At 57.7% G+C, this 23118-nt stretch carries 21 protein-coding genes and 2 pseudogenes; 4 read left to right on the plus strand and 19 right to left on the minus strand.

All coding sequences use genetic code 11. The features are described from left to right. Window positions 1–125 precede the first annotated feature (125 nt). The 6 genes from EYD00_RS23925 to EYD00_RS23950 form a co-directional block, all read right to left on the minus strand. Window positions 126–1001, minus strand: coding sequence for a helix-turn-helix transcriptional regulator (locus EYD00_RS23925; protein ID WP_051674276.1), 876 nt, complete (start codon window positions 999–1001; stop codon window positions 126–128). Between the two features lie 143 nt (window positions 1002–1144). Then, on the minus strand, window positions 1145–1660 hold the full coding sequence (locus EYD00_RS23930; RefSeq protein ID WP_034499382.1) for an isoprenylcysteine carboxyl methyltransferase family protein: 516 nt from the start codon (window positions 1658–1660) through the stop codon (window positions 1145–1147). Between the two features lie 287 nt (window positions 1661–1947). Further along, window positions 1948–2469: a Dps family protein gene (locus EYD00_RS23935; protein ID WP_034499384.1), complete on the minus strand. Its 522-nt coding sequence runs from the start codon at window positions 2467–2469 to the stop codon at window positions 1948–1950. A gap of 41 nt (window positions 2470–2510) precedes the next feature. Then, window positions 2511–2693 carry a hypothetical protein gene (locus EYD00_RS23940; RefSeq protein WP_034499386.1) on the minus strand — a complete coding sequence of 61 codons (183 nt, stop codon included), beginning with the start codon at window positions 2691–2693 and terminating at the stop codon, window positions 2511–2513. 120 nt (window positions 2694–2813) lie between these two features. Next, window positions 2814–3794: an alpha/beta fold hydrolase gene (locus tag EYD00_RS23945; protein ID WP_034499388.1), complete on the minus strand. Its 981-nt coding sequence runs from the start codon at window positions 3792–3794 to the stop codon at window positions 2814–2816. A 188-nt stretch (window positions 3795–3982) separates the two neighbouring features. Then, entirely contained in the window at window positions 3983–4687 is a 705-nt protein-coding gene (locus EYD00_RS23950; RefSeq protein WP_051674278.1) for a DJ-1/PfpI family protein, read from the minus strand. A gap of 455 nt (window positions 4688–5142) precedes the next feature. Between EYD00_RS23950 and EYD00_RS23955 the strand changes: the two are divergent. Next, window positions 5143–6032: pseudogene (locus tag EYD00_RS23955) on the plus strand (IS110 family transposase). Window positions 6033–6264: 232 nt separating this feature from the next. Here the strand turns inward: EYD00_RS23955 and EYD00_RS23960 are convergent. After that, window positions 6265–6675: a winged helix-turn-helix transcriptional regulator gene (locus EYD00_RS23960; RefSeq protein WP_034499843.1), complete on the minus strand. Its 411-nt coding sequence runs from the start codon at window positions 6673–6675 to the stop codon at window positions 6265–6267. A 116-nt stretch (window positions 6676–6791) separates the two neighbouring features. Here EYD00_RS23960 and EYD00_RS23965 point away from each other — a divergent pair, with 116 nt between their 5' ends. Together EYD00_RS23965 and EYD00_RS23975 are read left to right on the plus strand one after the other, a co-directional pair. Beyond that, window positions 6792–7703: an NmrA/HSCARG family protein gene (locus tag EYD00_RS23965; RefSeq protein WP_034499845.1), complete on the plus strand. Its 912-nt coding sequence runs from the start codon at window positions 6792–6794 to the stop codon at window positions 7701–7703. 239 nt (window positions 7704–7942) lie between these two features. Next, window positions 7943–10918, plus strand: a complete 2976-nt coding sequence (locus EYD00_RS23975; protein WP_034499390.1) for a Tn3 family transposase — start codon at window positions 7943–7945, stop codon at window positions 10916–10918. Between the two features lie 379 nt (window positions 10919–11297). On the opposite strand, the gene EYD00_RS23980 is transcribed toward EYD00_RS23975, so the two are convergent. The 8 genes from EYD00_RS23980 to EYD00_RS24015 all read right to left on the minus strand — a co-directional run bounded on the left by EYD00_RS23980 (window position 11298) and on the right by EYD00_RS24015 (window position 17815). After that, window positions 11298–12122 carry a Pnap_2097 family protein gene (locus tag EYD00_RS23980; RefSeq protein WP_286084912.1) on the minus strand — a complete coding sequence of 275 codons (825 nt, stop codon included), beginning with the start codon at window positions 12120–12122 and terminating at the stop codon, window positions 11298–11300. Next, on the minus strand, window positions 12119–13375 hold the full coding sequence (locus EYD00_RS23985) for an MSMEG_0569 family flavin-dependent oxidoreductase (RefSeq protein ID WP_034499392.1): 1257 nt from the start codon (window positions 13373–13375) through the stop codon (window positions 12119–12121). Before EYD00_RS23985 ends, EYD00_RS23980 begins: the two co-directional genes overlap by 4 nt. A gap of 11 nt (window positions 13376–13386) precedes the next feature. Continuing rightward, on the minus strand, window positions 13387–13665 hold the full coding sequence (locus EYD00_RS23990; RefSeq protein ID WP_034499393.1) for an MSMEG_0570 family nitrogen starvation response protein: 279 nt from the start codon (window positions 13663–13665) through the stop codon (window positions 13387–13389). Next, on the minus strand, window positions 13658–14629 hold the full coding sequence (locus tag EYD00_RS23995; protein ID WP_081859567.1) for a sll0787 family AIR synthase-like protein: 972 nt from the start codon (window positions 14627–14629) through the stop codon (window positions 13658–13660). The genes EYD00_RS23990 and EYD00_RS23995 overlap by 8 nt, the downstream gene beginning before the upstream one ends. Continuing rightward, window positions 14629–15168: an MSMEG_0567/Sll0786 family nitrogen starvation N-acetyltransferase gene (locus EYD00_RS24000; RefSeq protein WP_034499396.1), complete on the minus strand. Its 540-nt coding sequence runs from the start codon at window positions 15166–15168 to the stop codon at window positions 14629–14631. Before EYD00_RS24000 ends, EYD00_RS23995 begins: the two co-directional genes overlap by 1 nt. Beyond that, window positions 15165–16283, minus strand: a complete 1119-nt coding sequence (locus tag EYD00_RS24005) for an MSMEG_0568 family radical SAM protein (protein ID WP_034499398.1) — start codon at window positions 16281–16283, stop codon at window positions 15165–15167. Before EYD00_RS24005 ends, EYD00_RS24000 begins: the two co-directional genes overlap by 4 nt. Continuing rightward, window positions 16276–17265, minus strand: a complete 990-nt coding sequence (locus EYD00_RS24010; RefSeq protein ID WP_034499400.1) for a Nit6803 family nitrilase — start codon at window positions 17263–17265, stop codon at window positions 16276–16278. Before EYD00_RS24010 ends, EYD00_RS24005 begins: the two co-directional genes overlap by 8 nt. Window positions 17266–17332: 67 nt before the next feature. Then, window positions 17333–17815, minus strand: coding sequence for an MSMEG_0572/Sll0783 family nitrogen starvation response protein (locus tag EYD00_RS24015; RefSeq protein ID WP_013637302.1), 483 nt, complete (start codon window positions 17813–17815; stop codon window positions 17333–17335). A gap of 259 nt (window positions 17816–18074) precedes the next feature. Between EYD00_RS24015 and EYD00_RS24020 the strand changes: the two genes are divergently transcribed. After that, window positions 18075–19445 carry an aminotransferase-like domain-containing protein gene (locus EYD00_RS24020; RefSeq protein WP_034499403.1) on the plus strand — a complete coding sequence of 457 codons (1371 nt, stop codon included), beginning with the start codon at window positions 18075–18077 and terminating at the stop codon, window positions 19443–19445. A gap of 268 nt (window positions 19446–19713) precedes the next feature. Here EYD00_RS24020 and EYD00_RS24025 read toward each other — a convergent pair. The 4 genes and pseudogenes from EYD00_RS24025 to EYD00_RS24040 form a co-directional block, all read right to left on the minus strand. Then, a pseudogene (locus EYD00_RS24025) lies at window positions 19714–21088 on the minus strand (FAD-dependent oxidoreductase). Window positions 21089–21169: 81 nt separating this feature from the next. Further along, on the minus strand, window positions 21170–21637 hold the full coding sequence (locus tag EYD00_RS24030) for a nuclear transport factor 2 family protein (protein WP_034499405.1): 468 nt from the start codon (window positions 21635–21637) through the stop codon (window positions 21170–21172). After that, window positions 21630–22067: a DoxX family protein gene (locus tag EYD00_RS24035; RefSeq protein WP_051674280.1), complete on the minus strand. Its 438-nt coding sequence runs from the start codon at window positions 22065–22067 to the stop codon at window positions 21630–21632. The genes EYD00_RS24030 and EYD00_RS24035 overlap by 8 nt, the downstream gene beginning before the upstream one ends. 139 nt (window positions 22068–22206) lie before the next feature. After that, window positions 22207–22947, minus strand: a complete 741-nt coding sequence (locus EYD00_RS24040; protein WP_051674282.1) for a pirin family protein — start codon at window positions 22945–22947, stop codon at window positions 22207–22209. Between the last annotated feature and the right edge of the window lie 171 nt (window positions 22948–23118).

Below are 23118 nucleotides of genomic sequence, written 5' to 3' on the forward strand. Positions count from 1 at the left end.
ACAACGGAGCGTTTTTGCTTGGCTCAGGAGCAATGTTTGGCGCAGAGGCGAGCTGCGTGCTTCGTCAGTGCCTCATCGGCGCTGCGGCGCGACAGGCTGATTCTGAGTTCGCTAAGAAATCGAGCCTACATCGTGGAGATCTTCGCAAGCTTGGATAACATACCGGGCGTCAGTCCGTAGGCCCGACGCATCCAGCTCGACATGTGACTTTGATCGACAAATCCCGCAGCAATAGCCGCCTCTGCGATTGAGCATCCCGCAAGGATGAGCGCCCGAGCATGTCTTAGTCTCGTTCGTACGACGTACTGATGCGGACTGATCCCAACGGTGCGCCGGAACAGTCGCGGGAAGTTGTATCTATTCTGCTTTGCCAAGTCGGCCAGATCGTTAATCGAGAAATTGCTGCCGACGTTTTCACGTACGTACCTGTTGATGTCCGCGATCACATCGTTTGATAGTTGCCCGCGCAGGGGGGACGTATTAATCGAACCGCAGTATCTGCTCGCGACAAGTTCGACGAGGTCATCCGCAACCAGTTCGCTGTCGCCCTCTCTAGCCCCTGTATTCAGCCAACTTGAAAATTCTTCAACGGCAGTGCCAATCGTGGCGTCGAAACCACTGAGCCGCGGGCCGAAGGACCGAACAGAAAGACCGCTCGAAGCCGCTGACATCGCCAAGCGCTGCTTCGGGATAGAGACGACAATCAGTTCGGTCGGAGCGCTAAATCGCCCGGTGAATTCGACGCCTTCGGGAATGACAGTTATATTTCCACGATGTGCAACGTGATCAAGCGTCTCTCGGCCGACCCGGCAGTCGACAGGCACTGCATTGTGCCTGTTCAGCATAACCAGGTTCTGTTCACTATAGCCCTTCACGTGGGCTCCGCATCTGACCTGCATTCTGAACGCGGAGACGTTGTCCTTGCCCAACGCGACAGCCGCACTGTCAACGTCGATCAGCGCCCTATCTGGTTCGCACAACCCAAGAGCTGAAGCTTGCAATAGCGGCCTCCAGTGCTCGCATAGCGAGCGTTGGTGATTAAGTGTGAACCGGGCCTCAAATTAGCGAGGCCTCGTGGCGTCGGGTTGAATGCCGGCCCCCACCGCCGCATCGTCCAGCGAAAACGGCGGGCCGCCCAGCGCCGTCAATAGCTCTGGAACAGGGAGCGCATGACCTTCTCCTCCTGCCTGATGCGGATGACCAGCGGAATGAGATAAAGCGGCAATCCGATGGTCAAGGTGTACCAGGAATGCAGCGCGAGGCCGAAACCCACCAGTTCCGGCACGATATTGAGATAATAGTTGGGGTGACGAAACCGGCGGAACAGTGGGTGGTCGACAAGGACATGATTGGAGGCGATGAGCAGCTTGACCGTCCACACGCGGCCGAGAATACGAATGACGGCAATCAGCATCGACGCTCCGAAAAGATATAGCGCAAGCCCGACCCATGTGATCGCATCGAATGGCGGCAGCCCTCGATAAGCTGTCTCACCAGCGGCCGCGAGGTAGAAGACAGTATGCGCGAGAGCGAGCGTTAAGCTGTTCGCTTGGCCGAATTCCGTGGCGCCTTCAGCCTTCAGTTGACGCTCGTTGCGCACTGAAACGGCGAGCGTTGCGAGCCTGAAAAGTATTGCCGCGACGATGAAAATCCAAAGCAAGATGTCCTCCGGGGATAAGGTTGGTCGACAGCGGAACGGCAATTCTTACCGTTCTAAAAGGGTATTAATTGTAGTGTGGGCGTGACTTCGACTTTCTTGGCGGGCCCTCCGGTCGGCGAACGCTTTCACGCGATCCGCGTTATCAGGCGAGAGGCCTTACGCGCGCGTCCTGCCCGCCATCTCCTCCAATCTCACGCCATAATCGTTGAATTCTCACCAATGACCTGTGAATGCATGGTGGGATGCTTTGGGAATGCCGATGAGCATGTCAATGGCGCAGATCGCAGTTACTCAGTGTTGGTGTCGCGGAGTATCTCGAAGAGGAACCACACCCGACGCTCGCCCTCGTCGATCCAGTTTTCCAAAAGGCTGGCGGTGGCGACGTCGTTGTGCTCGTCGCAGGTGACGTGCAGAGCGCGCAAGTTGGCGACGAGTGTACCATTGTCGTCGCGAAGTTCCGCGAGCATCTCATGCGGACGGACGAAATCGGCATCATTGTCCGATATCCGCTGGCGGCGCGCGATATCGCCGATCGAACGAAGCGTCCCGCCGCCGAGCTTGCGGACACGCTCCGCAAGCGGGTCCGTCATCGCGAAAAGCTGTTCCCCGTGCTCATCGAGCATCAGGTGATAATCCCGGAAGTTCGGCCCCGACATGTGCCAGTGAAAATTCTTGGTCTTCAGATACAGGGCAAAGACGTCGGCAAGCAGAGTGGTGGCGCCGGCGGATATGTCGGTGACTGCCTCATGGCCGAGCCCAGTCGGGGTTTTCAACGGCGCTGAGCGGCGCGATTTCGAAAATTCGTCCATCTTTCCAACCTTTCGGGAAAGTTTCAGGGTAGATTTTGATGTTATCCAAAGTGGCCGGTGGCCGGCGCATCGCTCACCGAAGAAGTTTCCAGCAATTCCTCGACGAGGTATTCATCCTTCGCCGATTTGACCGTGGGCGGAAGCACGAGACGGATATCTTCCGGTTCCGGAAGGGTGTCTTTTCCATCGCGAATATCGGCGCCGGTTCCATCTGGTTTCGTCATCTATCCGGTTGAAGCTAAGGAGAAGAGGAACCGAAACGGCTTTCATTGGCGGAGCATCCTGAAGGTCTGGGTGGCCGTCTGCCGCCAGCATTGAGCTGGCGGCAGGCCGGATCGTGCGCGTCAGGCCCTGATAAAGGCGAGCAGGTCCGGATTGATGACGTCGGCGTGGGTGGTCAGCATGCCGTGCGAGTAGCCCTTGTAAACCTTCAGCGTACCATTCTTCAGCAGCTTCACGGACAGCTCGGCGGAGTTGGCGATCGGAACGATCTGATCGTCATCACCATGCACGACGAGGGTCGGAACAGTGATCTTCTTGAGATCTTCGGTCTGGTCGGTTTCGGAGAACGCCTTGATACCCTCATAATGGGCTTTGGCGCTGCCCATCATGCCCTGGCGCCACCAATTCTGAATCACGCCCTGATAAACGGTCGCGCCCTCCCGGTTGAAGCCGTAGAACGGGCCGGTGGGCAAGTCGAGGAAGAACTGAGCACGGTTTTCGGCGACGCCTTTGCGGATACCGTCGAACGCTTCCATCGGCAGTCCGCCCGGATTGGACGCGGTCTTCAGCATCAGCGGGGGAATGGCGCTGACGAGTACGGCCTTGGCGACACGACCCTGTGGCTCACCGAACTTGGCGACATAGCGAGCGACTTCCCCGCCCCCGGTCGAGTGGCCGATATGAACGGCGTTCCTGAGATTCAGATGCTCGGCGACAGCGGAGGCGTCGGCGGCGTAATGATCCATATCGTGGCCCTCGCTGACCTGCGAGGAGCGGCCATGACCGCGGCGATCGTGGGCCACGACACGATAGCCATGCTGGACGAAGAACAGCATCTGAGCGTCCCAATCGTCCGAAGACAGCGGCCAGCCATGATGGAAAACGATCGGCTGCGCGTCCTTCGGACCCCAATCCTTGTAAAAGATCTGTACGCCATCCTTGGTTTCGACGAAGGCGGTGGTCATTGGCGGCATTCCTTTCTTGTGTGCGGGAGTGGAGGCGGAAAAGGTAAGGGATGGCATGGCCATTGCAGCGGAGAGTGTTGCACCGGCCAGCAGTGTTTCCCTGCGGGAAAACATCATATCGAAGGGGTTGTCAGACATCTGGGGAACCTCTTGGGGAACCTCTGGTTTGGCATTGAAATCATAGCGCGCATGGCGTCGGCACTCTTGTCCGATACTCGTACTACCGGACAAAGCGCCCCCCGCGGTGACCCACCGCGATAGTCCGCACGTTCACGCCGCCGCGATATGCAGCGCGCGGCAGCACAAAGCTCTATTCAGTTTCGCGGTTAGGAACGCGCCTCAACGCGCGATTTAAGAGTTGAAATCATTTTCTGATCCATGTCCCCGAGGATCTCCATAGCGCTAGCGATAACTTCCGGCGAAGCTTTGTCAGGAGTGCCTGAGGAGAAAGGCGGTTTGGGATCATATTCGATGATCAATTGAGCGGCCTTTGCAGTGCGCTCGTCGCGGAGTTCCGCGAGTAGCTGAAGCCCGAAATCGATGCCTGCGGTTACTCCGCCACCGCTGATTCTGTTTCTGTCTATCACAACACGTTCGTGCACTGGCGTCGCACCGGATGCTGCGAGCGCGCCGTAGCATGCCCAATGTGTTGCAGCTTTATAGCCGTCAAGCAATCCGGCCATTCCAAGCAAGAGGGAGCCGGAGCAAACAGAGGTGATATAGCGTGCCGTCTTACCGCTGCGTTTCAGGAAATTCACTATATCTTTATCTTGCATGGCATCGTTGGTGCCATAGCCCCCTGGAACAAACAGCACATCGAGATCAGGGCACTCGTCAAAAGTTGTTGTGGGGTTGACAGTATTTCCAGTTTCGGTTTCAACGGGGTCAAGCGACTTCCACAGCAACAGAGTCTTTCCGTAAAGTCCAAGTACCGTTTGAGGGCCAACAAGATCAAGAAAAGTCATCCCCGGATACAGTACCATGCCAACGGTGTAAGAATCAGTCGGATTGGTAGAATCATTTTCAGCCATTTAGCGCTCCCTATTTAACAAATGATTGGAGTTCCACGAAAAGTCTCGAAAGACCGCCGGCGCGATTTCAACCTTCAAAGAAGTTGCCGATTGGTCCTCGACGTCCCGCTGCACGAATTGATAGCGCTGGAGTGGAGCATGTAAACGACAAAGGTCCCTCGGATTCTGCCATGTTCATGCGCTGCTCTTGTGGCTGAAACCGTAACAAGTTTATCGTCCGATATCGGAGTGCGCAGACGGAACGATCTTGTCTTTTGAGCAATCCGACTGTCTCAGTACATCAACCCCTGTTGCAGGCCGCGCCGGGTTTGAAGGTGCTGTCCAAGGACAAGCAAATGCACGGCGCTAGCAACCTCCGCTTTTCACTTGTTTTTCTGACTATGGGATGGCCCGCCTCCTCTTCGGAGGAGATCCGTCAGGATGCTCCGCTTTGGAACGACAGAGGCCGCGGGTCCATGTCGATTTTTGTTTTCGGAACTGATCTTGGCAAGAACGTCTGCAGATTTGTCGGTCTTGATGAGACCGTGGTTCTGCGCCGTCGCCTTCGTCGTGATGCCGTTATAGACTTTGTCGGCAAGTTGAAGCCCTGCCTTGTGGCGATGGAAGCCTGCTGCGGCGCGGATCACCTTGGGCGGGTATTGAATTCCAGAGGTCACACGGTCTGACTGATGTCGCCGGAATATGTGCGCGCCCCTATGTGAAAACGAACAAGAACGACGACCACGATGCCGAGGCGATTGCGGAGGCCGCGACCCACCCGACGATGCGGTTCGTGCCGGTGAAGAGCGAGGCGCAATCCGACATCCAGGCACTGCATCGGGCGCGCTCGCGCCTGGCGGCGGAGCGGAGGGCGCTGATCAATCACCTGCGCGCCGAGTGGCGCAGCCTCGACGAACGAACTGCCGCCTTCGATGCCGGATGCGTGCGAATGGTGCGTGACGACGGAATGTCCCGTCGCCTTTCAACGATCCTCAGCATCGGGGTCGTCAACGCCACTGCGCTTGTTGCCGCGGTCGGAGATGCGGCGAGCTTCGGACGCGGTGGCGATCTTGCCGCCTGGCTGGGCCTAACACCCCGGCAGGCGACCACCGGAGGTAAAACCCAGGCTGCTGGGCATATCCAAGCGCGGCAACCGCTACCTGCGCGCAAACCTGATCCATGGTACTCGCGCAGTCCTGCCGCCCATCATGGTTCCAGATACGCCGTTAGGTCGCTGGGCCCGGGGTCTGTCGAGCGGGCGCACAAGAGCATCATCGTCGTCTCGCTGGCCACCAAACTCGCACGCATCGTCTGGGCGGTGCTGCGCAAGGAGTGCAGCTTCGATCCGGCAATCGCGGCGGCGTAGGAATTGAGATCATCGGATGCTGATCTGATGGTCGCGACGATCTCCGGATGGTGAGAAGAAGATGGCCTGACAGTCGAACAGCGGCGTGGAAACCTGGGCTCTTGAACGGTCGGTCGAGACCGCTCTGATTATGAGGACGAGGCGGTTGGTGATACAGGCCAACCGGATAAGCGCAACTCGGTGGATCACGCGGGGATAGGGTGTATTCGGGAAGATGGATCGATCTAAGCGACTACGAATTTTTTTGATTTTGGTCGAAAGTAAGTCGTGAAGTTTCAATCTCTTGCCATGTGTCCCTAATCCAGCCGGTGAAAGCCGCCAATGGCTGCAGCATTGATCGGCCACGGTCGGTCAATTCGTACTCAACGCGCGGCGGTACTTCGCTAAAATAGCGGCGCAAGACGAGACCATCGCGTTCGAGGTTGCGGAGAGTCAATGTTAGCATTCTCTGCGATATGTCCGGAATCCCGCGCCGGATCGCGCCGAAGCGCATTGGCGCTTCAGGCGAAAGTGCTAGAATGGATATCACTAGAATTGTCCACTTGTCGCCGAGTCGGGCCAACACGCTGCCAGGCGCACAAGGCGTCAGAACCGGTCCCTGTGGCGTCTCGATGACTGGCCGGCCATTAATTTCTCGTGGCACTACGCTCATCCTTCATAGTTACTCGTATGTTCCTGACGACCAAAAATGTGCCGTCTTGACCGTGATTTCAATCAGTTCCAGATGATAACCGGTAATAATTACGAAAGGTGACTATTGTGAATTCAGGTTCCGAATATCTGGTCTTCGGCGCAACCGGACAGCAAGGCGGCGCCGTTGCACGTGCACTCAAGGAGAAGGGTCAGAAGGTTCGCGCCTTTGTCCGAGACGCGCACAGCGAAAAGTCAAAGGCGTTAGCTGCGCAAGATATCTCGTTGGTTGTCGGTGATCTCTTTGATCCTGCGTCGATTGACCGGGCGATGACCGGTATCACTGGGGTATTCAGCGTTCAGACGAGTTCTCCAGGTGGCGAAGTTACCGATGTCCAAGAGGTGGAGCAAGGTATGGCGATTGCCGATACTGCGCTTCGCCATCGCGTTCGGCATCTCGTCTATTCTTCCAGCGGAGCGTCTGGAAAGGGGACAACGGGGATGGGCCACTTTGATAGCAAGTCGCAAATAGAATCCTATGTCCGGAGCCTTCCCATCTCAACCACTATCACTCGGCCAGCAACCTTTATGGAGATGCTGATGCTGCCGGGCATGGGTTTGCCGAATGGTGAAATCACCTTTTTCATGCAACCGGATCAAGCCATGCAGATGATCGCCGTAAGGGACTTGGGAAGAGTCAACGCCGAGATTCTCCTCGACCCCGAGCGCTACGCAGGACGGGATATCGAACTCTCTGGAGCGTCGGTGACGGGAAGGGATCTGGAACAGGCATTCACGAGGGTAGCCGGTCGCCCAATCGTCTATAGCCGTTTTGCCGAGAGCCTTCTTGCCAGCAACCAGTTCCTTGCTAGCCTGGTGGCACTCGTAGACAACGGTGTGGTCGCCGGCGCCGCCGACATTCCTGCGCTGGAACGCGAGTTCGGGCCGTTCATGTCTCTAGAAGACTGGTTGGAGTCGGATGGCAAGCCGCTCTTTCAAGCAGCCTTGAATGAGAAGACCATGGCGGTGAATTTGCGATGAAGGAGTAGGCATCAGACGGCGCTCGCGCTGCAGCTCAGCTCCGTCTCTGCATTTGTGGGTCGGAACAAGAGCAGTCCGAAATCGTACGCTAAGGTCGAACGAAACCGGAACGATACCGTAGATCGGATGTGCAACATCCGATCTCTGTGGATTGCCATCGACATGCGCCAATTTTGATTTCTCTGTCCGGCCCGACTCGACAACGCTTCGAGCAGATTGCTCATCAATGGAGTCGGGCGATGGCAAAGCGCAAGCTTCTTAAAGATCAAGATCGCCGGAAGCTTGTCGACATACCAGTCGACGAGGATAACCTAATCCGACACTATTCGTTGTCATTGGCGGATCGCCTGGAGATTGAACTGCGGAGACGCAATCACAATCGGCTCGGCTTTGCCATCCAGCTATGTCTAATGCGATACCCGGGTCGAGTGCTTGGAGCAGAAGAAACTCCGCCTCGCGCCATGCTGAAGTATGTTGCTGATCAGATCGGCGCCGCTCCAGACGAATTTGCCCTCTATGCACGCCGCGAAGAAACCCGTCGGGATCATATGGCGCGGCTAATGGTGTATCTGGATACGAGAAGCGCGACGCTGCAAGATCGCCGCGCCGCGCTATTGGCGGCAATTCAAGCGGCGACCATGTCCGACGACGGTGCTGCGATAGCCAGTTCGACTGTCGCCGCGTTTCGCGAACGCGGCGCTCTTCTGCCGGCGATCGACACGATCGAACGCATCGGCCTTGCCGGCCGTGCCATAGCCCGGCGGCGAGCAGAAAGAACCCTGATTGAAGACATCCCACTCGATAGGCTTCAATCACTGGATAGGCTGTTAGAGGTTGACCCGTCGATCGGCCAGACCCGCTTTCATTGGCTGCGTTCGGCACCAGAAGCGCCGGCCGCGTCGAACCTCGTCGGGCTGACCGAGCGGATAGCCTTTCTGCGGCGGCTGGAGATCGATCCGGAACTGCAGGCGCGCGTGTCATCCGGACGGTGGGACCAGATGATCCGGGAGGGCAACGCAACGCCGGCGTGGCTTGCCAACGACTTCAACGCCAGCCGTCGCCACGCTCTGATCGTGGCCCAAGTCATCAAGCTTTGCCAGAAGCTCACGGACGATGCGGTGACGATGTTCATCAAGCTGATGGGTAAATTGTTCTCGCAAGCCAACAATCGAAAGAAGCAGCGACAGATGGACTGCAGAGCGAATACCGCCAAAGCGCTGCGCATGTTTCTAGATACGATCACCGCACTGCAGTCCGCCAACGACTATGGTCGGAACGCATTGGATGTTCTCGACCAGAAAGTCGGTTGGGACCGGCTGCTTCGGATGAAGCCTGAGCTTGAGTCGATGGTCGACGACAACGAGGCACCGCCGTTGACCGTGGCAGCCGAACAATACGCGACCGTCCACAAATACATTGGTGCATTTCTTCAGGCCTTCACGTTTCGCTCGGCGCATCGCCACGACCCGCTTCTGGCGGCAATTGCGCTGCTGAAACGGCTCTATGCCGAGAAGCGGCGGACACTCCCTGATCGCGTGCCGCTCACCCATCTCAGCCAAACTGATCGACGGCTTATCTTCGAACAAGGGAAACCTGATCGCCGTCTCTACGAGATTGCCACGCTAGCGGCTTTGCGAGACCGGCTTAGATCTGCGGACATTTGGGTCGACGGCAGCCGATCTTTCCGGCCGATTGACGAGGATCTGATGCCGCGGTCGACATTCATCACGATGAAGGAAGAAGATCGTCTCGGTTTGGGGGTCCAGGGCGACGGCGCGCAGTGGCTTGCTGAAGCGTGCCAGATGCTCGAGTTCAACCTGCAGCGTCTTGCGCACAGAGCACGATCCGGAAAGCTCGAAGGAGTTCGTCTTGAGGCCGGAACGTTGATCGTCACACCAACCGTCGGCGAAGTCCCCGTGGCAGCAGAGGAACTGAATGCCGAGATCAGCGATATGTATCCGTTGGTCGAGGTTCCCGACTTGTTAAGGGAAGTGCATGAATGGACCGGCTTTGCGGATCACTTCACGCATGTTCGCACCGGCGACATCCCGAAAAATGTCTCTGCCATGCTCGCTGGTGTACTGGCCGATGCGACGAACCTCGGCCCAAAGCGAATGGCGGGCGCATCCAAGGGGATCAGCGCTCACCAGATTGGGTGGATGCGCACATTCCATGCCCGATCGGAGACCTACCGCGCGGCGCAAGCGTGCATCACCGATGTCCACACCCAGCATCCGCATTCCCGCCTTTGGGGCAATGGCACAACGTCATCGTCAGATGGCCAATTCTTTCGTGCGAGCGACCGAGCCGCAAAGCGCGGCGACATCAATTTGCACTACGGCAGCGAACCCGGGACGATATTCTATAGCCATCTATCAGATCAGTACGGCTACTTCGGCATTTTGCCCATCAGTCCGACCGAAAGCGAGGCGGCCTATGTGCTCGATGGGCTCTTCGACCAGGACACGGTGCTCGACATTCAGGAACACTTTACCGACACGGGCGGTGCCAGTGATCATATCTTCGGGCTGTTCGCCTTGATCGGAAAGCGGTTCTCACCGCGACTGCGCAATCTCAAAGACCGGAAGTTCCACACGTTCGAGAAGAGCGATGCATATCCAACCCTGTCGAACCATATCGGGGCGCCGATCAACACCGCCCCGATTCTCGACCATTGGGACGATCTGCTCCATCTCGCGGCGTCGATCACGACGCGGTCCGTGGTACCGTCTACGATCCTGAAGAAGCTGTCCGCATCTCCGAAGCAAAGCCATCTCGCGAGGGCGCTCCGCGAACTCGGTCGTATCGAAAGGTCGCTCTTCATGATCGAATGGTACTCAAGCCCGGCATTGCGGCGGAGAAGCCAAGCCGGTCTCAACAAGGGAGAGGCCGCCCATAAGCTGAAACGCGCTGTGTTCTTCCACGAGCGAGGCGAGATCCGTGACCGGTCGTTCGAAAGCCAGGCATTCCGCGCCTCGGGGCTCAATCTCGTCGTCAGTGCGATCGTGCACTGGAATACGGTTTATCTTGATCGCGCGGTCACACAGCTGAAACGAGCGGGGCGAGACATTCCTGATACTCTATTGAAACACATCTCGCCGCTCAGTTGGGAACATATCAACCTTACCGGCATCTACACATGGGATGCCGAACATCAGATGCCGAACGGATTTCGATCGCTCCGCCTTCCGGCTAGGCTAAGGAACGCCGCGTAAGTTCTCATTCCGTTCGTCCTTAGCGTACGATTTCGGACTGCTCTTGTTCTGACCCCAATGTCGGTGAACCTCACGTCCAGGCTTCCCGGTTGTGAGAAACTCTAATGCAGTCTCCATGGAGAAACTCCCGTTCTTCATCCATGGACAGGCGATCACAGATCAGACGGCGGAGGACAATGTGGGAGTGGGACAGCGGTTACGGTCCATGTTGCCTGGCATTGGGTACAGCCGGTTTCCATCGTGAGTCCGTGTCTCACCTAAGGGGTCAACCACTCATGTCAGATATTGCTTAGGCAAGTCATTGGGAAGCGCCCGCGATTACATCATGGTCAAGGCGGACATGCCGGCTGTGATACCCCACGTCCAAGGGAAGCTCGATCTATCTGTCTTGACGAAGACGGACCCGCATTAACGCCAATGGTTTGTCGTCCGTTCCGAGTAAAGCGACATCATGCCCCCAGGCTAGCTTCCGGAAACTGACTTTAATCCATTCTCCCGGCTCCACATTGCCAAGATAAACGATGTGCCGCGACGCCAGCATTCCGAATTGCTTACCTTCCGCTTCAAACAGCGCTCGGTCCGCTAAAGCGCTGTAGCTGGGAAAGTATAGAAGACCGGCGGCATTGAAGTCTATCCCCGGGCACGGCAGGACCTTCTGGATTTGTGACATCCGGAGGAGTTTAGAATTGTTGTTGCGAATGTCGCGCGTGGCGGCCGAGGCCACCTCGGCAACACGACGAACCACAAGGGGAGCCTCAGGCGGCATCGCCAACGCCCGCGGGCTCCGCCGGACGACCGACCGGTTGATCCCCGGTTCGGAGCGTCCCACAAAGGTCGAGACCAAAATCATGCGGCCCACAATATCGCCGCCTGCGGTAAGGCGGATAAGTGACGCAAGACGCCCGTGGCCGACACGGTAGAGATCCGCGGCCAGTGTCATCTCCCCGCCCAGGCGGGGAAGGTGGGGTCTTACGAGTTGCAAGCTCGTCGTGCAAAAAGCCGCATAGAGTGGCTCGCCCTCTGAGCACGTGAAGACAGCATCCCGCTGTCCCATGGCGCGCGCAATCAGCCGCCAGTGCAAATCACCGGCGCGTCGCTTGAGCCATTGCTCCGAAATGCCGCTGTAGCCCATTTCTGCCATTCCAAGAACGTGTCGTTCGATTAGCTCCGTTTCTTCATGCCTGGCGAGCTGGAGAGTGCTCATGCAGCCAGCCTGTCTTTTTGGAGTGCAACTATGTGTTCGGCGAGATAACGGCTATCCTCGTCGATACCGAGAAAGCGTCCAGAGCCCCAGGTGTTCAACCAGCCCAGGCCAATAAAATACAGACCCGGTGCATCCGTTACGCCGCGACGGAACACAGGCTTGCCTCGCTGATCCAGGCAGTCGACCTTCAGCCACGAATAATCCGGACGGAAACCGATTGCCCAAATGATCGACGTTATGCCTGCCTCCGCCAGATCAACTTCGGTGATTTCTTGAGCTGGGCGCCAGACCTTTTCGAAAGTGGGTTCCTCCGGAGCATCGATTGCCTGCGCGGCGATCCAGGCATCGATCTGCTTACGTATACCCAGGTAGCTCCGGTCAGCATCATCGAGGTTCTTCTCAAGGTCGGGCAGGAACGTCATCGTTGTGCCGGAGCCGCCCGCGACAGATCCGTATAGCCGCACGCCCTCCAGGGCGTATTTGCGCAGATCGATCTCCTTGCCGCCGTCGCGCCCGGACATGTAATGGTTCGTCTGGGTGAGCGCTTTTACAGGATCGGGATGGCTATCGATCGTGACGGCATAGGTGCCGGCATCGTAAAGCCAATCTGTCGCGTCGCGCCCACGATATTTGCGCGGGCTGCGCGGGGCCGGCCCTACGGCAAGATGCACCGGACGACCTTCCAGATGGAAGTCGTCCATGATCTGCACGCCAGATTGGCCCGTACCCACAATCAAGGTTCCGCCATCGGGCAGCTGCGAGGGCCGCCGGTAGTCGCGCGAGTGCATCTGGAAAATCGAAGTGTCCAGATCGGACGCGTAGGGAGGCACGATTGGGTTGTCATAACCGCCTGTCGCGATAACGACCTGGTCCGCAGTCGTGGCGCCGATGCTCGTCTCGATCCGGTATCCGCCCCCTTCGCGAGGGGTGACCTCGATGACATCTACCCCCTCCCGGAGTGGCGGGTTGAAGCTTTCGAAGAAGCCATCCAGATAGTCCACGATCTCTTGCCTGACCATGAAGCCATCCGGATCCTTGCCCTTATAGGGCCAGCCGGGCAGCCGGCACTGCCAGTTCGGCGTAACCAGACAGAAACTGTCCCACCGATTGTTGCGCCAGCTTTCGAACTTCCGGTGGCGCTCGAGGACGACATGTTCGATCCCCTCCTGCATCAGATACCAACTGACAGAAAGACCGGCCTGGCCGCCTCCGATGATGAGAACCGGTACGTTTGGTACAGTATCGTTCGTCATAACAAACCCTTTCATGACATCGAGAGGCAGGTGACCTTGGCGTCAGCCGGCTGAGCGGCAGCTGTCGTTTCGATCTTTGCCAGTTGGTCGAGTGCGGAGGAGCAGGCGAAGCCGAATTTAGCCGTGACGCGGTCCGATGCTTCGTTTAGACCGGTGCGCGCACGTTCGACAAATTCAGTCAGCGGATACGTGCATCCGGCTTCGAGATGGCGCGTTATGGCGGTCGAGGGCGAGTAGCAGCTCTCCTCCATGCCATCAGGCCATCGAATGGTAAAGCGTACTTCAGGCATGGGCGATCTCCTTTGCGAGCGCGATATAGGGGGCTGCCGCGTAGTCCCAGAAAGTTGCCCGGGCGCCACCGCTCGTTAGATCGATCCGGGAGCTGTCCGTTGCATGACCGATGGCAGCTGCGCTGATGCCCCGAGCAGCAAACACGTCGCAGACCTCTTCTGCCCGTTCCGGGCGGACCGAAAGGAGAAAGCCGAAGCTCGGGAAGCTGCGCAGCCAGCGTTCGAGTTGAACGCCTTGCGGAAGCGGGATGTCGGCCAGCGCGATATCGAAGCCGCAGCGTGACGATTCCGCTAGCATCAGCGCTGTGCCGACAATACCGCCCTGACTGATGTCCTTTCCGGCATCCACCAGACCGGCCTCGGCAAGCTCCGGAAGGATCTCGTAGTCGCGGCGCAGCCGTTCATGGGGCGCATCAAGGGCGGCGCACCAGTTGTCGAAACTTGGCCGATACTGCCCGCGATGATCGATGGCTGCGATAAGCAGATCCCCAGGGGCGGCTGCAAAGCTGGAAATCAGCCTCTTTGCACGTCCCATCACCGAAACGGCGAGATTAAGATCTTTGCTTCGGAGGTTCGTGTGACCACCGACAATCGGCACGCCGTAGGTCATCGCTGCATCCCGTAGCCCGGTAAGTAGGGGCTCGGCAGACGCCGCGTCCGGTGCCCACACGGCATCGAGCAGCGCGGTCGCACGCCCTCCCATGGCAGCGATGTCCGAGAGGTTCACCATCACGCCGCACCACCCGGCGAACCACGGATCGTCTTGCACGAACTGGGGCATGAAACCTTCCCCCGCCAGCAGATCCCAAGTGCCGTTCGGAGCTGGAATTGCGGCGGCATCGTCGCCCGGCATTCCCGCGGTTCCGGCTGATATCGAGAGCGCTCGCGTCGTGCCTGCTATGTCCAGTTTGCTGCGGATCGATGGGTGGGCTGCGAGTGCTGCCGCCAAGGCATGGACGTCCATCATGGCCTCCGTGCTCTGGCGGACCAGCCGATGGTCGGGTCGCATATGGGGGGATAGTGATCGAGTGAGGCCAGCATGTGCATGTGGCGCACGCCATGTAGGTCGATCTCTCCTTGCGGCTCCCAATGCAGCCGGCGAAAAAGAGGTACGTTCTGAAGCTGGACATGGGCGTGAAACTCACTGCACCCGAGGCCATTCGCGGTACTCACCGCCAACCGGATCAGCTCCGCACCCAATCTTCCGACTTTGCGATATGCGGGAGCGACCGCAAGGCGCGAACCCCACCAGATACGGGGTGCTGGCTCATGAATCCTGACGGTGCCCACGACGTCCGCAGGCTCGGCCGCCAACGTGGAAATTGCCACAAGCGGGATTGCCGTAGCGTCGATTTCGTCACGGTCGTTGCCGAAGAAGATGCGCTGTTCTTCCACAAAGACCTGATGCCTGAGACGAGATACACCTAGAAATTCCCAAAGCTCAGAGGCGGCGCGGATCAGGAATTCCGGGCTGATAAACGCTGAATGATCCATGTGGCTCATGCCGGGATCCTCAGCTTTTCATAGGTCGAAAGGGCCGAGCAAGCGCCGCATTTGCCACAACCGGCCTTGATATCCGAGGCCTTCAGTCCGCCGTCGATGATGATCTGCGACAGGGGAGCCAGGATGGAGGCCATGAAGTCGGACTTCGGTGCCGGGTGACTTTCGAGTGGTGTTCCGGAGATCGGCACGAACGGGACGACGAATGGGTAGACGCCCATTGCGACCAGTCGAGTAGACATATCGAGGATGGCTTGACGCGTATCGCCCAGCCCCGCGAGAATATACGTCGAGACCTGTCCTCGCCCGAAGACTTTCACTGCAGCCTCGAAGCTCGAAAAGTACTTTTCAAGCGGGACGCTGGCTTTGCCCGGCATGATCCGTTCCCGGACTTCGGGTGTCACCGCTTCAAGATGCATTCCCAGCGCGTCCGCGCCCGCGCTCTTCATCCGCTCGTGCCAGATATCGTCTTCCGGCGGCTCGCATTGCACCTGGATCGGCAGGTCGACGACGGCCTTAACCGCGCGCGCGCTCTCTGCCAAAATAGCGGCGCCACGGTCCTTGCCGGCAGGCGTGCCGGTGGTCATCACCATGTGCTTCACGCCGTCGAGTTCGACAGCCGCCTTGGCGACCTCCGCTAGTTGCGCAGGGGTTTTGTGCGCGACAGTCCGGCCGGCCGCCAGGCTTTGGCCGATCGAACAGAACTGACAGGTCTTCTTGCGGCTTTCATAACGAATGCAGGTCTGGAGGATCGTCGTCGCGAGCACGTCGCGCGAATGAAGAACCGCGATCTTGTTGTACGGAATGCCGTCTGAGGTGGTCAGGTCGTAAAATCGCGGACGATTGGGAAATCGAATTCGTGCGACCTCGGATCCTTCCCTGGTGATGCGCGCACGGCCGTCGGCATCTGGCGCTTCCACCAGATAGGGGCTGTCGAATGCGGGTGCGGTATGTACCGGCACCATTACGGTTGTGTCGCCGAAATTGACTGCCTTATGGTCCGAAGGGCCTGCACCGCCGCGCCTGCTCTCGTGGCCGGCACGCGGATCGACGAGACGCATTCCTCGCGTCTGGAGATCGTTGATAAGTTCTGGATCTATCGATTGTAGATCACGCATCCTGAGCCTCCTCAACTGGCTTGTCTTGATCTGCGCTCGAAAAATCGCGTGAATGGCCAACCTGCTCGAGCGCGTGTGCGGGCCGTATGTCTTGCACGAGGTGCAGCAGTTCGGGTCGCGCATAGTGTCCAACGGAATCCATCATCCGCTTGCGCTTCGTGATGAGCCGCATGTCCAGGTCGCCAATCAGGATCCCTTCGCCCGAGGTCAGGGGCGGAGCGACGTGGCGGCCTTCCGGTGTGATGATGCAGGTCATGCAGCCATCGCGCAGCCCCTTCTGCAAGGTGGGATCAGGGTGAATGGACGCGATCTGCTCTTCGCTCAACCAGCCGGTGGCATTGACTACGAAACAGCCCGATTCCAGCGCGTGGTGCCGCATCGTGACTTCGATCTGTTCGCCAAAGATCGGGCCGACCAGAGAGCCTGGAAAATGAGAAGCGTGAATTTCCTCGTGCTGCGCCATTAGCGCGTATCGGGCAAGGGGGTTGTAGTGCTCCCAACATGCCAAGGCACCCATGCGGCCGACGGCGGTCTCGACCACTTTCAGACCGGCGCCATCGCCCTGTCCCCAGATCATCCGCTCATGATAGGTCGGCGTGATCTTGCGGCGCTTGAGTTTCAGGCTGCCATCCGCGTCGAAGATCAGCTGGGTGTTGTAGAGCGAGCCGTGGTCGCGCTCATTGACGCCAAGGACGATGACCGCATTGCGTTTGCGCGCGGCGTCGGCGACGGCCCGTGTCTCTGCTGACGGTACCGTCACTGCTTCTTCATAAAGCCGCAGGTGCTCGGGTCCCTGCTGGACAGGCGGCAGAACGAAGCTGAAATACGGATACCAAGGCACAAAGGTTTCTGGAAATACAATCAGCTCCGCGCCTTTGTCAGAGGCTTCGGCAATCGCATTCAGGACCCGCTCGACGGTGCCAGCGCGTGATGTCAGGTCGGGCGCGATCTGGACTGCGGCTGCGCGTACTATTTTGGGCATGACTGGCTCCTTCGCATTGCCTGGAACGAAGCACCCCGTTCGCTGCGGAACGGGTGCCGAGGTCAAATCAGACGGTCCATGTATCGATGATCAGGGCGTTGGCCTTCTTGTGCAAAAGCACGCAGTCCAGCACGTCCTGTGGCAGGATCGGGATGATGCCGGGGATCAGAGCCGGTTCGCCGTGCCCATAGAGGGCTTGGAGTGCGAAGCGACATGCGTAGACTTTGCCGCCTTCCTTCATGAAGCGCTCAAGGTTCTTGTTGAAATTCAGATGGCCGGGGAAAGCTTCATCGCCGAGCTTGGGGAAACCGCGTTGGATCCCGAGTGTCACACCGGGGCCGTAAAGAAGGATCGAGGTCTCATAGCCTTTCCGCTGCAGGCGGATGGCATTGAGAATGTTCACGAGACCGATTGAGCCTTCGAACGCCACTGTGTGGAAGGTAACAAGCGCCTTTTCACCGGGATCGGCTTTGACGTCCTCAAAAACCTTGGACTCGTAGTCGACAAAGAAGTCACCATCCTTGTGCGGCGGCTGCGTTACTTCAGGCATGTCTGCATCTCCTTAAGCGGGGTTGATGCAGAAACGATACGAAGGAAATTGAATGAATCAATAAGCAGTTCAATATCCATACAATAATTTATTGTCGAAAGACAAAATTGCAAATATTCTATGCAGTCTGCTCATTAAACATTCGCATTTGAGGCCGTTGTGAACGATTTATAAGCTAACAAACTTTGTCAATTTGCTGCTTGAACAGCCAGACTTATATCCATACAATTCGAAACAATGATCAACAGGGCATATTAATATGTTAAACTGGCTCCCGGAGCTTCGCCCGGACAGCAAGCCTCGATACCTTCAGATTGCGGACGCAATCGAGCTGGCAATCAAACGGGGCGATATCGCTGCCGGGGATCGACTGCCGCCGCAGCGCAGGCTCGCCGAGCGTCTAGGCATTGACTTCACGACAGTCAGTCGCGCCTATGCCGAAGCGCATTCACGTCGCCTCGTTGAGAGCCACGTTGGAAGAGGTACCTTTGCCCTTGGTCGACCGAAGGAGGAACATCAGATCGATCCACGCCGGGCCGGCGATGAGGATTTGTCAATGAACATGCCTCCCGAACCTCAAGATCCGGACCTTGTGGCGCGGATGCAGGATGGGCTGCAGACTGTCTCAGCCAACCTGATCTCTCTTCTCCGCTACCAGTCTACAACCGGCGGTGAACAGGATAAAGCGGCAGCATCTTCATGGCTCTCAAAAAGGGGAATGGTGCCGAGCCTCGAGCGGATCGCGATCACTCCAGGAGCCCATGCAACCATGACGGCGATTCTGTCGACAATGACGAGACCCGGAGATGTGGTGCTTTGCGAGGCGGTCACCTACCCTGGCTTGCGGGCGATCGCGGCTCGCATGGGATTGCAACTCGTGGGAATTCCGATGGACGCTTCCGGCATTCTGCCGGACGCGCTTGACGCCGCCATCCACTTGCATCAACCGAAAGCGTTGTATCTCAATCCTACGGTTCACAACCCCACGACATTGACAATACCCCGGGGCCGGCGGATGGAAATTGCTGAGGTGATCCTTCGGCACAGACTGCCCCTGATCGAAGATGACGCATATGGTTTCATCCCTGCAGCCGCGCCTGTCCCATTCGCAACGCTCGCGCCTGACCTTACTTGGCACATAGGGGGATTGGCAAAATGTCTCGGCGCAGGATTGCGTTTAGCCTATACGGTTTCCCCCAATACCAGGGCTGCATATTCACTTTCCCAGGCAATGCGCGCGAGCGCAGTGATGCCTTCACCGATCTGCATGGCGCTCGCGACGCGATGGATTGAGGATGGGACTGCGGATGCCGTCCGACACTTCGTCCGGACGGAAAGCTCAGCCCGACATAAGATCGCGATCGAAGCGCTTCCAGACTTAGATGTCAGAGGCGAACCGGAAGCTTTCAGCATATGGCTAAAGCTGCCCAAGGGTTTCAGCAGAGCGGAACTTATGGGACGGATGGCCGGTCGTCATGTCGGGTTGATGCCGTCAGACGCATTTACTGTTCTTGGCGCACCTGACGAGCATGTCAGAGTGTGTCTTGGGGGCATCGTCAACCGCGAGCAACTGCGCGCCGGATTGCTATTCATGGCGAACTCGCTTTCCGACGGTGGCTGGATGGGCTGACAACGTACCCGTTAAACTACCTGATGAATTCGTCATTATCGACGGTGAGGTTGTCGCCATGGTTGGGCAAGGGCGGGCCCTTTCGGGGTCCTGACAAAGCTGAGACCCTAAGTCGTTGTGGATAGACCTCTTTATAACCCACCCTTTTGCGCTCCGGCCTGATGTTGGCGACAGGAGGGAAGTAGCATGCACTCGTGATGATCTCGGCTTTTCCGCTCGTTATGGAAAGAGGCGAGGTGCAGCGTCAAGTAGGAGCCAGTATCATCCACTACGCCGCCTTCCCTGGCACTTTCAGAAGAAGCAGGTTCAATCCTTCCGAAATCAGTGGGTGCGCAATGATCGAATCGCGAACCGCAGTGTAAGGAAGCCTTGCAATCATGGCCATTTGCACTGCGGTGACAACTTCTCCTGCGTTCGTACCCAGCATGGTAAACCCGAGAATCTGGTCGGAATGAGCGTCGACCAGAACCTTCATGAAGCCTCGCATAGCGCCATTGGTGCGAGCGCGTGGCACTGCGGTCATGGGAAGCTTCGCCACGCGGACTGCTATGCCGCGCTCGCGTGCGTTTTTTTCATTCAGGCCGATGCGTCCTAATTCCGGTTCAATGAACATGGCATAGGGAATGAGGCGATCACGCGTGGTGCGGCCTCCGCCTGATAGCTGAGATTTTAACACCCTGTAGTCGTCGTAAGACGCATGGGTAAACATCGGTGTCCCGGCCACTTCGCCGATCGCCCAGGTATTCGCAGCTGAAGTCGCTAACCGCTCATCGACCTCGATGATGCCGCGTTCGCCTACATTTACGCCAGCCAGATCCAGTCCCAGATCCGAGGTGAGAGGTGTTCTCCCCGCCGCGACGAGAATGTGGGTTCCGGTGACGTTTGTTTCGTCGCTAAGTGAGACCGAGACGTAACTACCCCGACCGCCCTTGAACTTCAACCGCCTTTACGCCCGTCCTGATGGTGATGCCATCCTCTCGAAACGCTGTTTCGATTGCTTCGGAGACATCTACGTCTTCGCGGTTGGCAACGTGGGGCGTCTCCTGAAGAACGGTCACTTTGCTACCAAGCCGGTGAAACGCCTGAGCCATTTCGAGGCCAATGTAGCCGCCACCGATCACGATCAATTCTTCGGGCGTTTCTGTCGTCTCGAGAGCCTCTACATGGGTCAAGGGTTCACTGGCGCGAAGCCCTGGAATACCCGGAATGGACGCTCGGGTACCTGTATTGATAAAGACATGCGTGCCCTCCACAGTCCGCGTCCCGCCGTCATTCAGTTCGACTGTGATTGTTCTCGGAGCTGTGAAGCGGCCTGTCCCAAGAATGAGGTCGAAACCCGAGGCGATAAAACTCTTCATGTTGATATCGACCATTTCGGATACAACTGTGCGAATACGATCATATGCGGCGCGCATATCCGGTTTGAATGAAGCCGGTGCGGCGGACTTTGCCGCGTGGGCAGTGCGGGCACTTTGGATCAAAGTCTTGCTAGGAATGCAGGCGACATTGATGCAAGACCCGCCAATCATTCCTTTTTCGATGAGCGCGACACTCTTGCCTGCCGTTGCGAGCTCTATCGCAAGTGTCTTCCCGCCTTTTCCGCCACCCAGGAAAACGTATTCAAAATGTTCGATGTCAGACATTGTCATTCCTTCCTCGTGTTGATGTATCCGATGTGGCCGCGTGTCGCGGCTGCGATCTGCCGCGTGGATGCGATAGGGTTGTCAGGGCGCCGCCACTGGATAAGCGGTGCCCCCAAACGGCTCTTGAGCCAGAAATCTGTAGGTGTAGGTCCGGCGCAGGAACCGCCAGCCGTCGGCCTGCCGGATGACGTCGTCGTTATAAACGGCGAGGTTATCGTAGAATGTGTTTGCTCCGCGACCGTGCTCGCGTATCACAAAGCGCGCGGTTGCGTGGTCGCCGTTGAGACTGAGCACGCCGGAATGGGTCATCTGCATGAAGTAGTGCTCTATTGTGAACAACTGATTCAGCATCTTTCGTATGCCGTCCCGTCCTTCACCGCGCAAAGGAAGGGGCTGACCAATCTCCCAAACGGCTCCATCTTCCGCCCAGGTCGAAATAAACGCGTCAACGTCTCGCTCATTGACTGCATCGGAGAAGCGTGCAGCGAGTTGCTGAATGGCCAGTTGATCTTCCAGGCGCTGCAAGCGCATCAAGGACTGATCAGACATTCCTTTGCTCCTCATATTCGAGACGGCGAGCGACGAGAGCGACGAGCATTAGACCGCCAACCAGTCCAACGTGCTCCAGGAAGGAGGCGAGAGCATCAAAGTGGGCAGCCCCTTGTATCGCCCAGAACGGGTGAGCGAACACCGCACCAAGCGCCGTAAAGACACCCAGTATTCCGGCTCCAAGCCAAACCAACTGGCCAGTAAGAATGAGAAGTGATCCTGCAATCTCAACGGCCACGGTGAGGGCAGCCATAAATTCCGGCGCGGGCAAGCCATAGCTAACCTGTTCCGCAACCGCCGCACCGAAATCAAACAAGTGTCCGAATGCCGAAACGAGGAAAACCAAGACGATCGCAAGACGGGCAGCGAGCCACGTGCCGCGCCAATCGAGTATCTTGGCGATCAATGATGGAGCCTTGAGTTTGATCATCTCTCTCTACCTCTTGGATTTGTCAGGAAGGGGCCACTGAAGTCGGCCTCACGTTTTGTCTGGTGTTTGACGGCTGCCCCCGGCCCTAGCGCGCGAGCTATCGCTCAACGTACGGCTTGAGATTTTCCCTGAACGACGGTTACCTGACGTTTCCACTGAACATTCCCCCTTTGAACACGGGTGCCTTGGGATCGGTGGTGAAGAGGACGATGTCTGAATCGGTCAACGCCTCGATGGCTTGTGACTCCGTACCCAGATAGTAAAATTCGCCGGCGCTGATCGTGATTTCGCCTAGACGTATCTCGCCCTCGAAGACGAAGAGCAGGTTCACTGAAGACGGCGTAGGCAGGGTGGGGATCTGCAAGCGCCGTCCGGCATGAAGACGAGCATCTCGTACCCAAGCTTGAGCGCGAACTTCGAATATGGCACCACTCGGTGCTACGAGCAGTCGCCACTCGTCCTCACTGTACGCGCTGTCGAGACCTTCGAACTGTACCTTGGGCTCAAGATCGCCTTTGCGAGGACGCAAGAAAATCTGCAGGGCCTTGGTCGGCTCGTCACCAATGACACGCTCTTCATGCTGAAAGGTATGACCCGCGTTCATCATCATGAGGCGCTGAGCGTTTACCTCCTCACGATTGCCAACCGTGTCCAGATGCAACATCCGCCCACCTCGCTTGTAGGTGAATATCTCGTCATCCTTGTGGGGATGCATGGCTATGACGTGACCCGGCTGGATCAGCGCGCGATCAATGCGGCCGATCGCTCCAATACCGCTGTCGCCTCCGTCAAGCGCCGTCCCAGGATAGAAGATCTCGACACCAAATCCGTGTTTCCAGTCGCCGTGTTTTACAGAGGGATCGATTTTAATCGGTTTCATTGCAATTCTCCTTTTGTCTGCCTTTGCGAGCGCCTGAAGCTGAGCCGACGTTCTCATTTTGATTTTATTGATCTCAGTGCAGTTGCCGACTGCGACGAGCGCCCCGCCTGAGCGCCGACTTTCTACCCATTTTGAAGGATCGGCATTCTGAGCGGCACTCGTCGCCGCAGG

The sequence above is a fragment of the Agrobacterium sp. 33MFTa1.1 genome (assembly GCF_004328495.1).
GTDB lineage: Bacteria > Pseudomonadota > Alphaproteobacteria > Rhizobiales > Rhizobiaceae > Agrobacterium > Agrobacterium pusense.

Bases quoted from the DNA above. Each gene is read 5' to 3' on its own strand.
- EYD00_RS23935 (WP_034499384.1), bottom strand. From the start codon at position 2,469: ATGGACGAATTTTCGAAATCGCGCCGCTCAGCGCCGTTGAAAACCCCG.
- EYD00_RS23940 (WP_034499386.1), bottom strand. From the start codon at position 2,693: ATGACGAAACCAGATGGAACCGGCGCCGATATTCGCGATGGAAAAGAC.
- EYD00_RS23945 (WP_034499388.1), bottom strand. From the start codon at position 3,794: ATGTCTGACAACCCCTTCGATATGATGTTTTCCCGCAGGGAAACACTG.
- EYD00_RS23950 (WP_051674278.1), bottom strand. From the start codon at position 4,687: ATGGCTGAAAATGATTCTACCAATCCGACTGATTCTTACACCGTTGGC.
- EYD00_RS23975 (WP_034499390.1), top strand. From the start codon at position 7,943: ATGGCAAAGCGCAAGCTTCTTAAAGATCAAGATCGCCGGAAGCTTGTC.
- EYD00_RS23980 (WP_286084912.1), bottom strand. From the start codon at position 12,122: ATGAGCACTCTCCAGCTCGCCAGGCATGAAGAAACGGAGCTAATCGAA.
- EYD00_RS23985 (WP_034499392.1), bottom strand. From the start codon at position 13,375: ATGACGAACGATACTGTACCAAACGTACCGGTTCTCATCATCGGAGGC.
- EYD00_RS23990 (WP_034499393.1), bottom strand. From the start codon at position 13,665: ATGCCTGAAGTACGCTTTACCATTCGATGGCCTGATGGCATGGAGGAG.
- EYD00_RS23995 (WP_081859567.1), bottom strand. From the start codon at position 14,629: ATGGACGTCCATGCCTTGGCGGCAGCACTCGCAGCCCACCCATCGATC.
- EYD00_RS24000 (WP_034499396.1), bottom strand. From the start codon at position 15,168: ATGAGCCACATGGATCATTCAGCGTTTATCAGCCCGGAATTCCTGATC.
- EYD00_RS24005 (WP_034499398.1), bottom strand. From the start codon at position 16,283: ATGCGTGATCTACAATCGATAGATCCAGAACTTATCAACGATCTCCAG.
- EYD00_RS24010 (WP_034499400.1), bottom strand. From the start codon at position 17,265: ATGCCCAAAATAGTACGCGCAGCCGCAGTCCAGATCGCGCCCGACCTG.
- EYD00_RS24015 (WP_013637302.1), bottom strand. From the start codon at position 17,815: ATGCCTGAAGTAACGCAGCCGCCGCACAAGGATGGTGACTTCTTTGTC.
- EYD00_RS24020 (WP_034499403.1), top strand. From the start codon at position 18,075: ATGTTAAACTGGCTCCCGGAGCTTCGCCCGGACAGCAAGCCTCGATAC.
- EYD00_RS24030 (WP_034499405.1), bottom strand. From the start codon at position 21,637: ATGTCTGATCAGTCCTTGATGCGCTTGCAGCGCCTGGAAGATCAACTG.
- EYD00_RS24035 (WP_051674280.1), bottom strand. From the start codon at position 22,067: ATGATCAAACTCAAGGCTCCATCATTGATCGCCAAGATACTCGATTGG.
- EYD00_RS24040 (WP_051674282.1), bottom strand. From the start codon at position 22,947: ATGAAACCGATTAAAATCGATCCCTCTGTAAAACACGGCGACTGGAAA.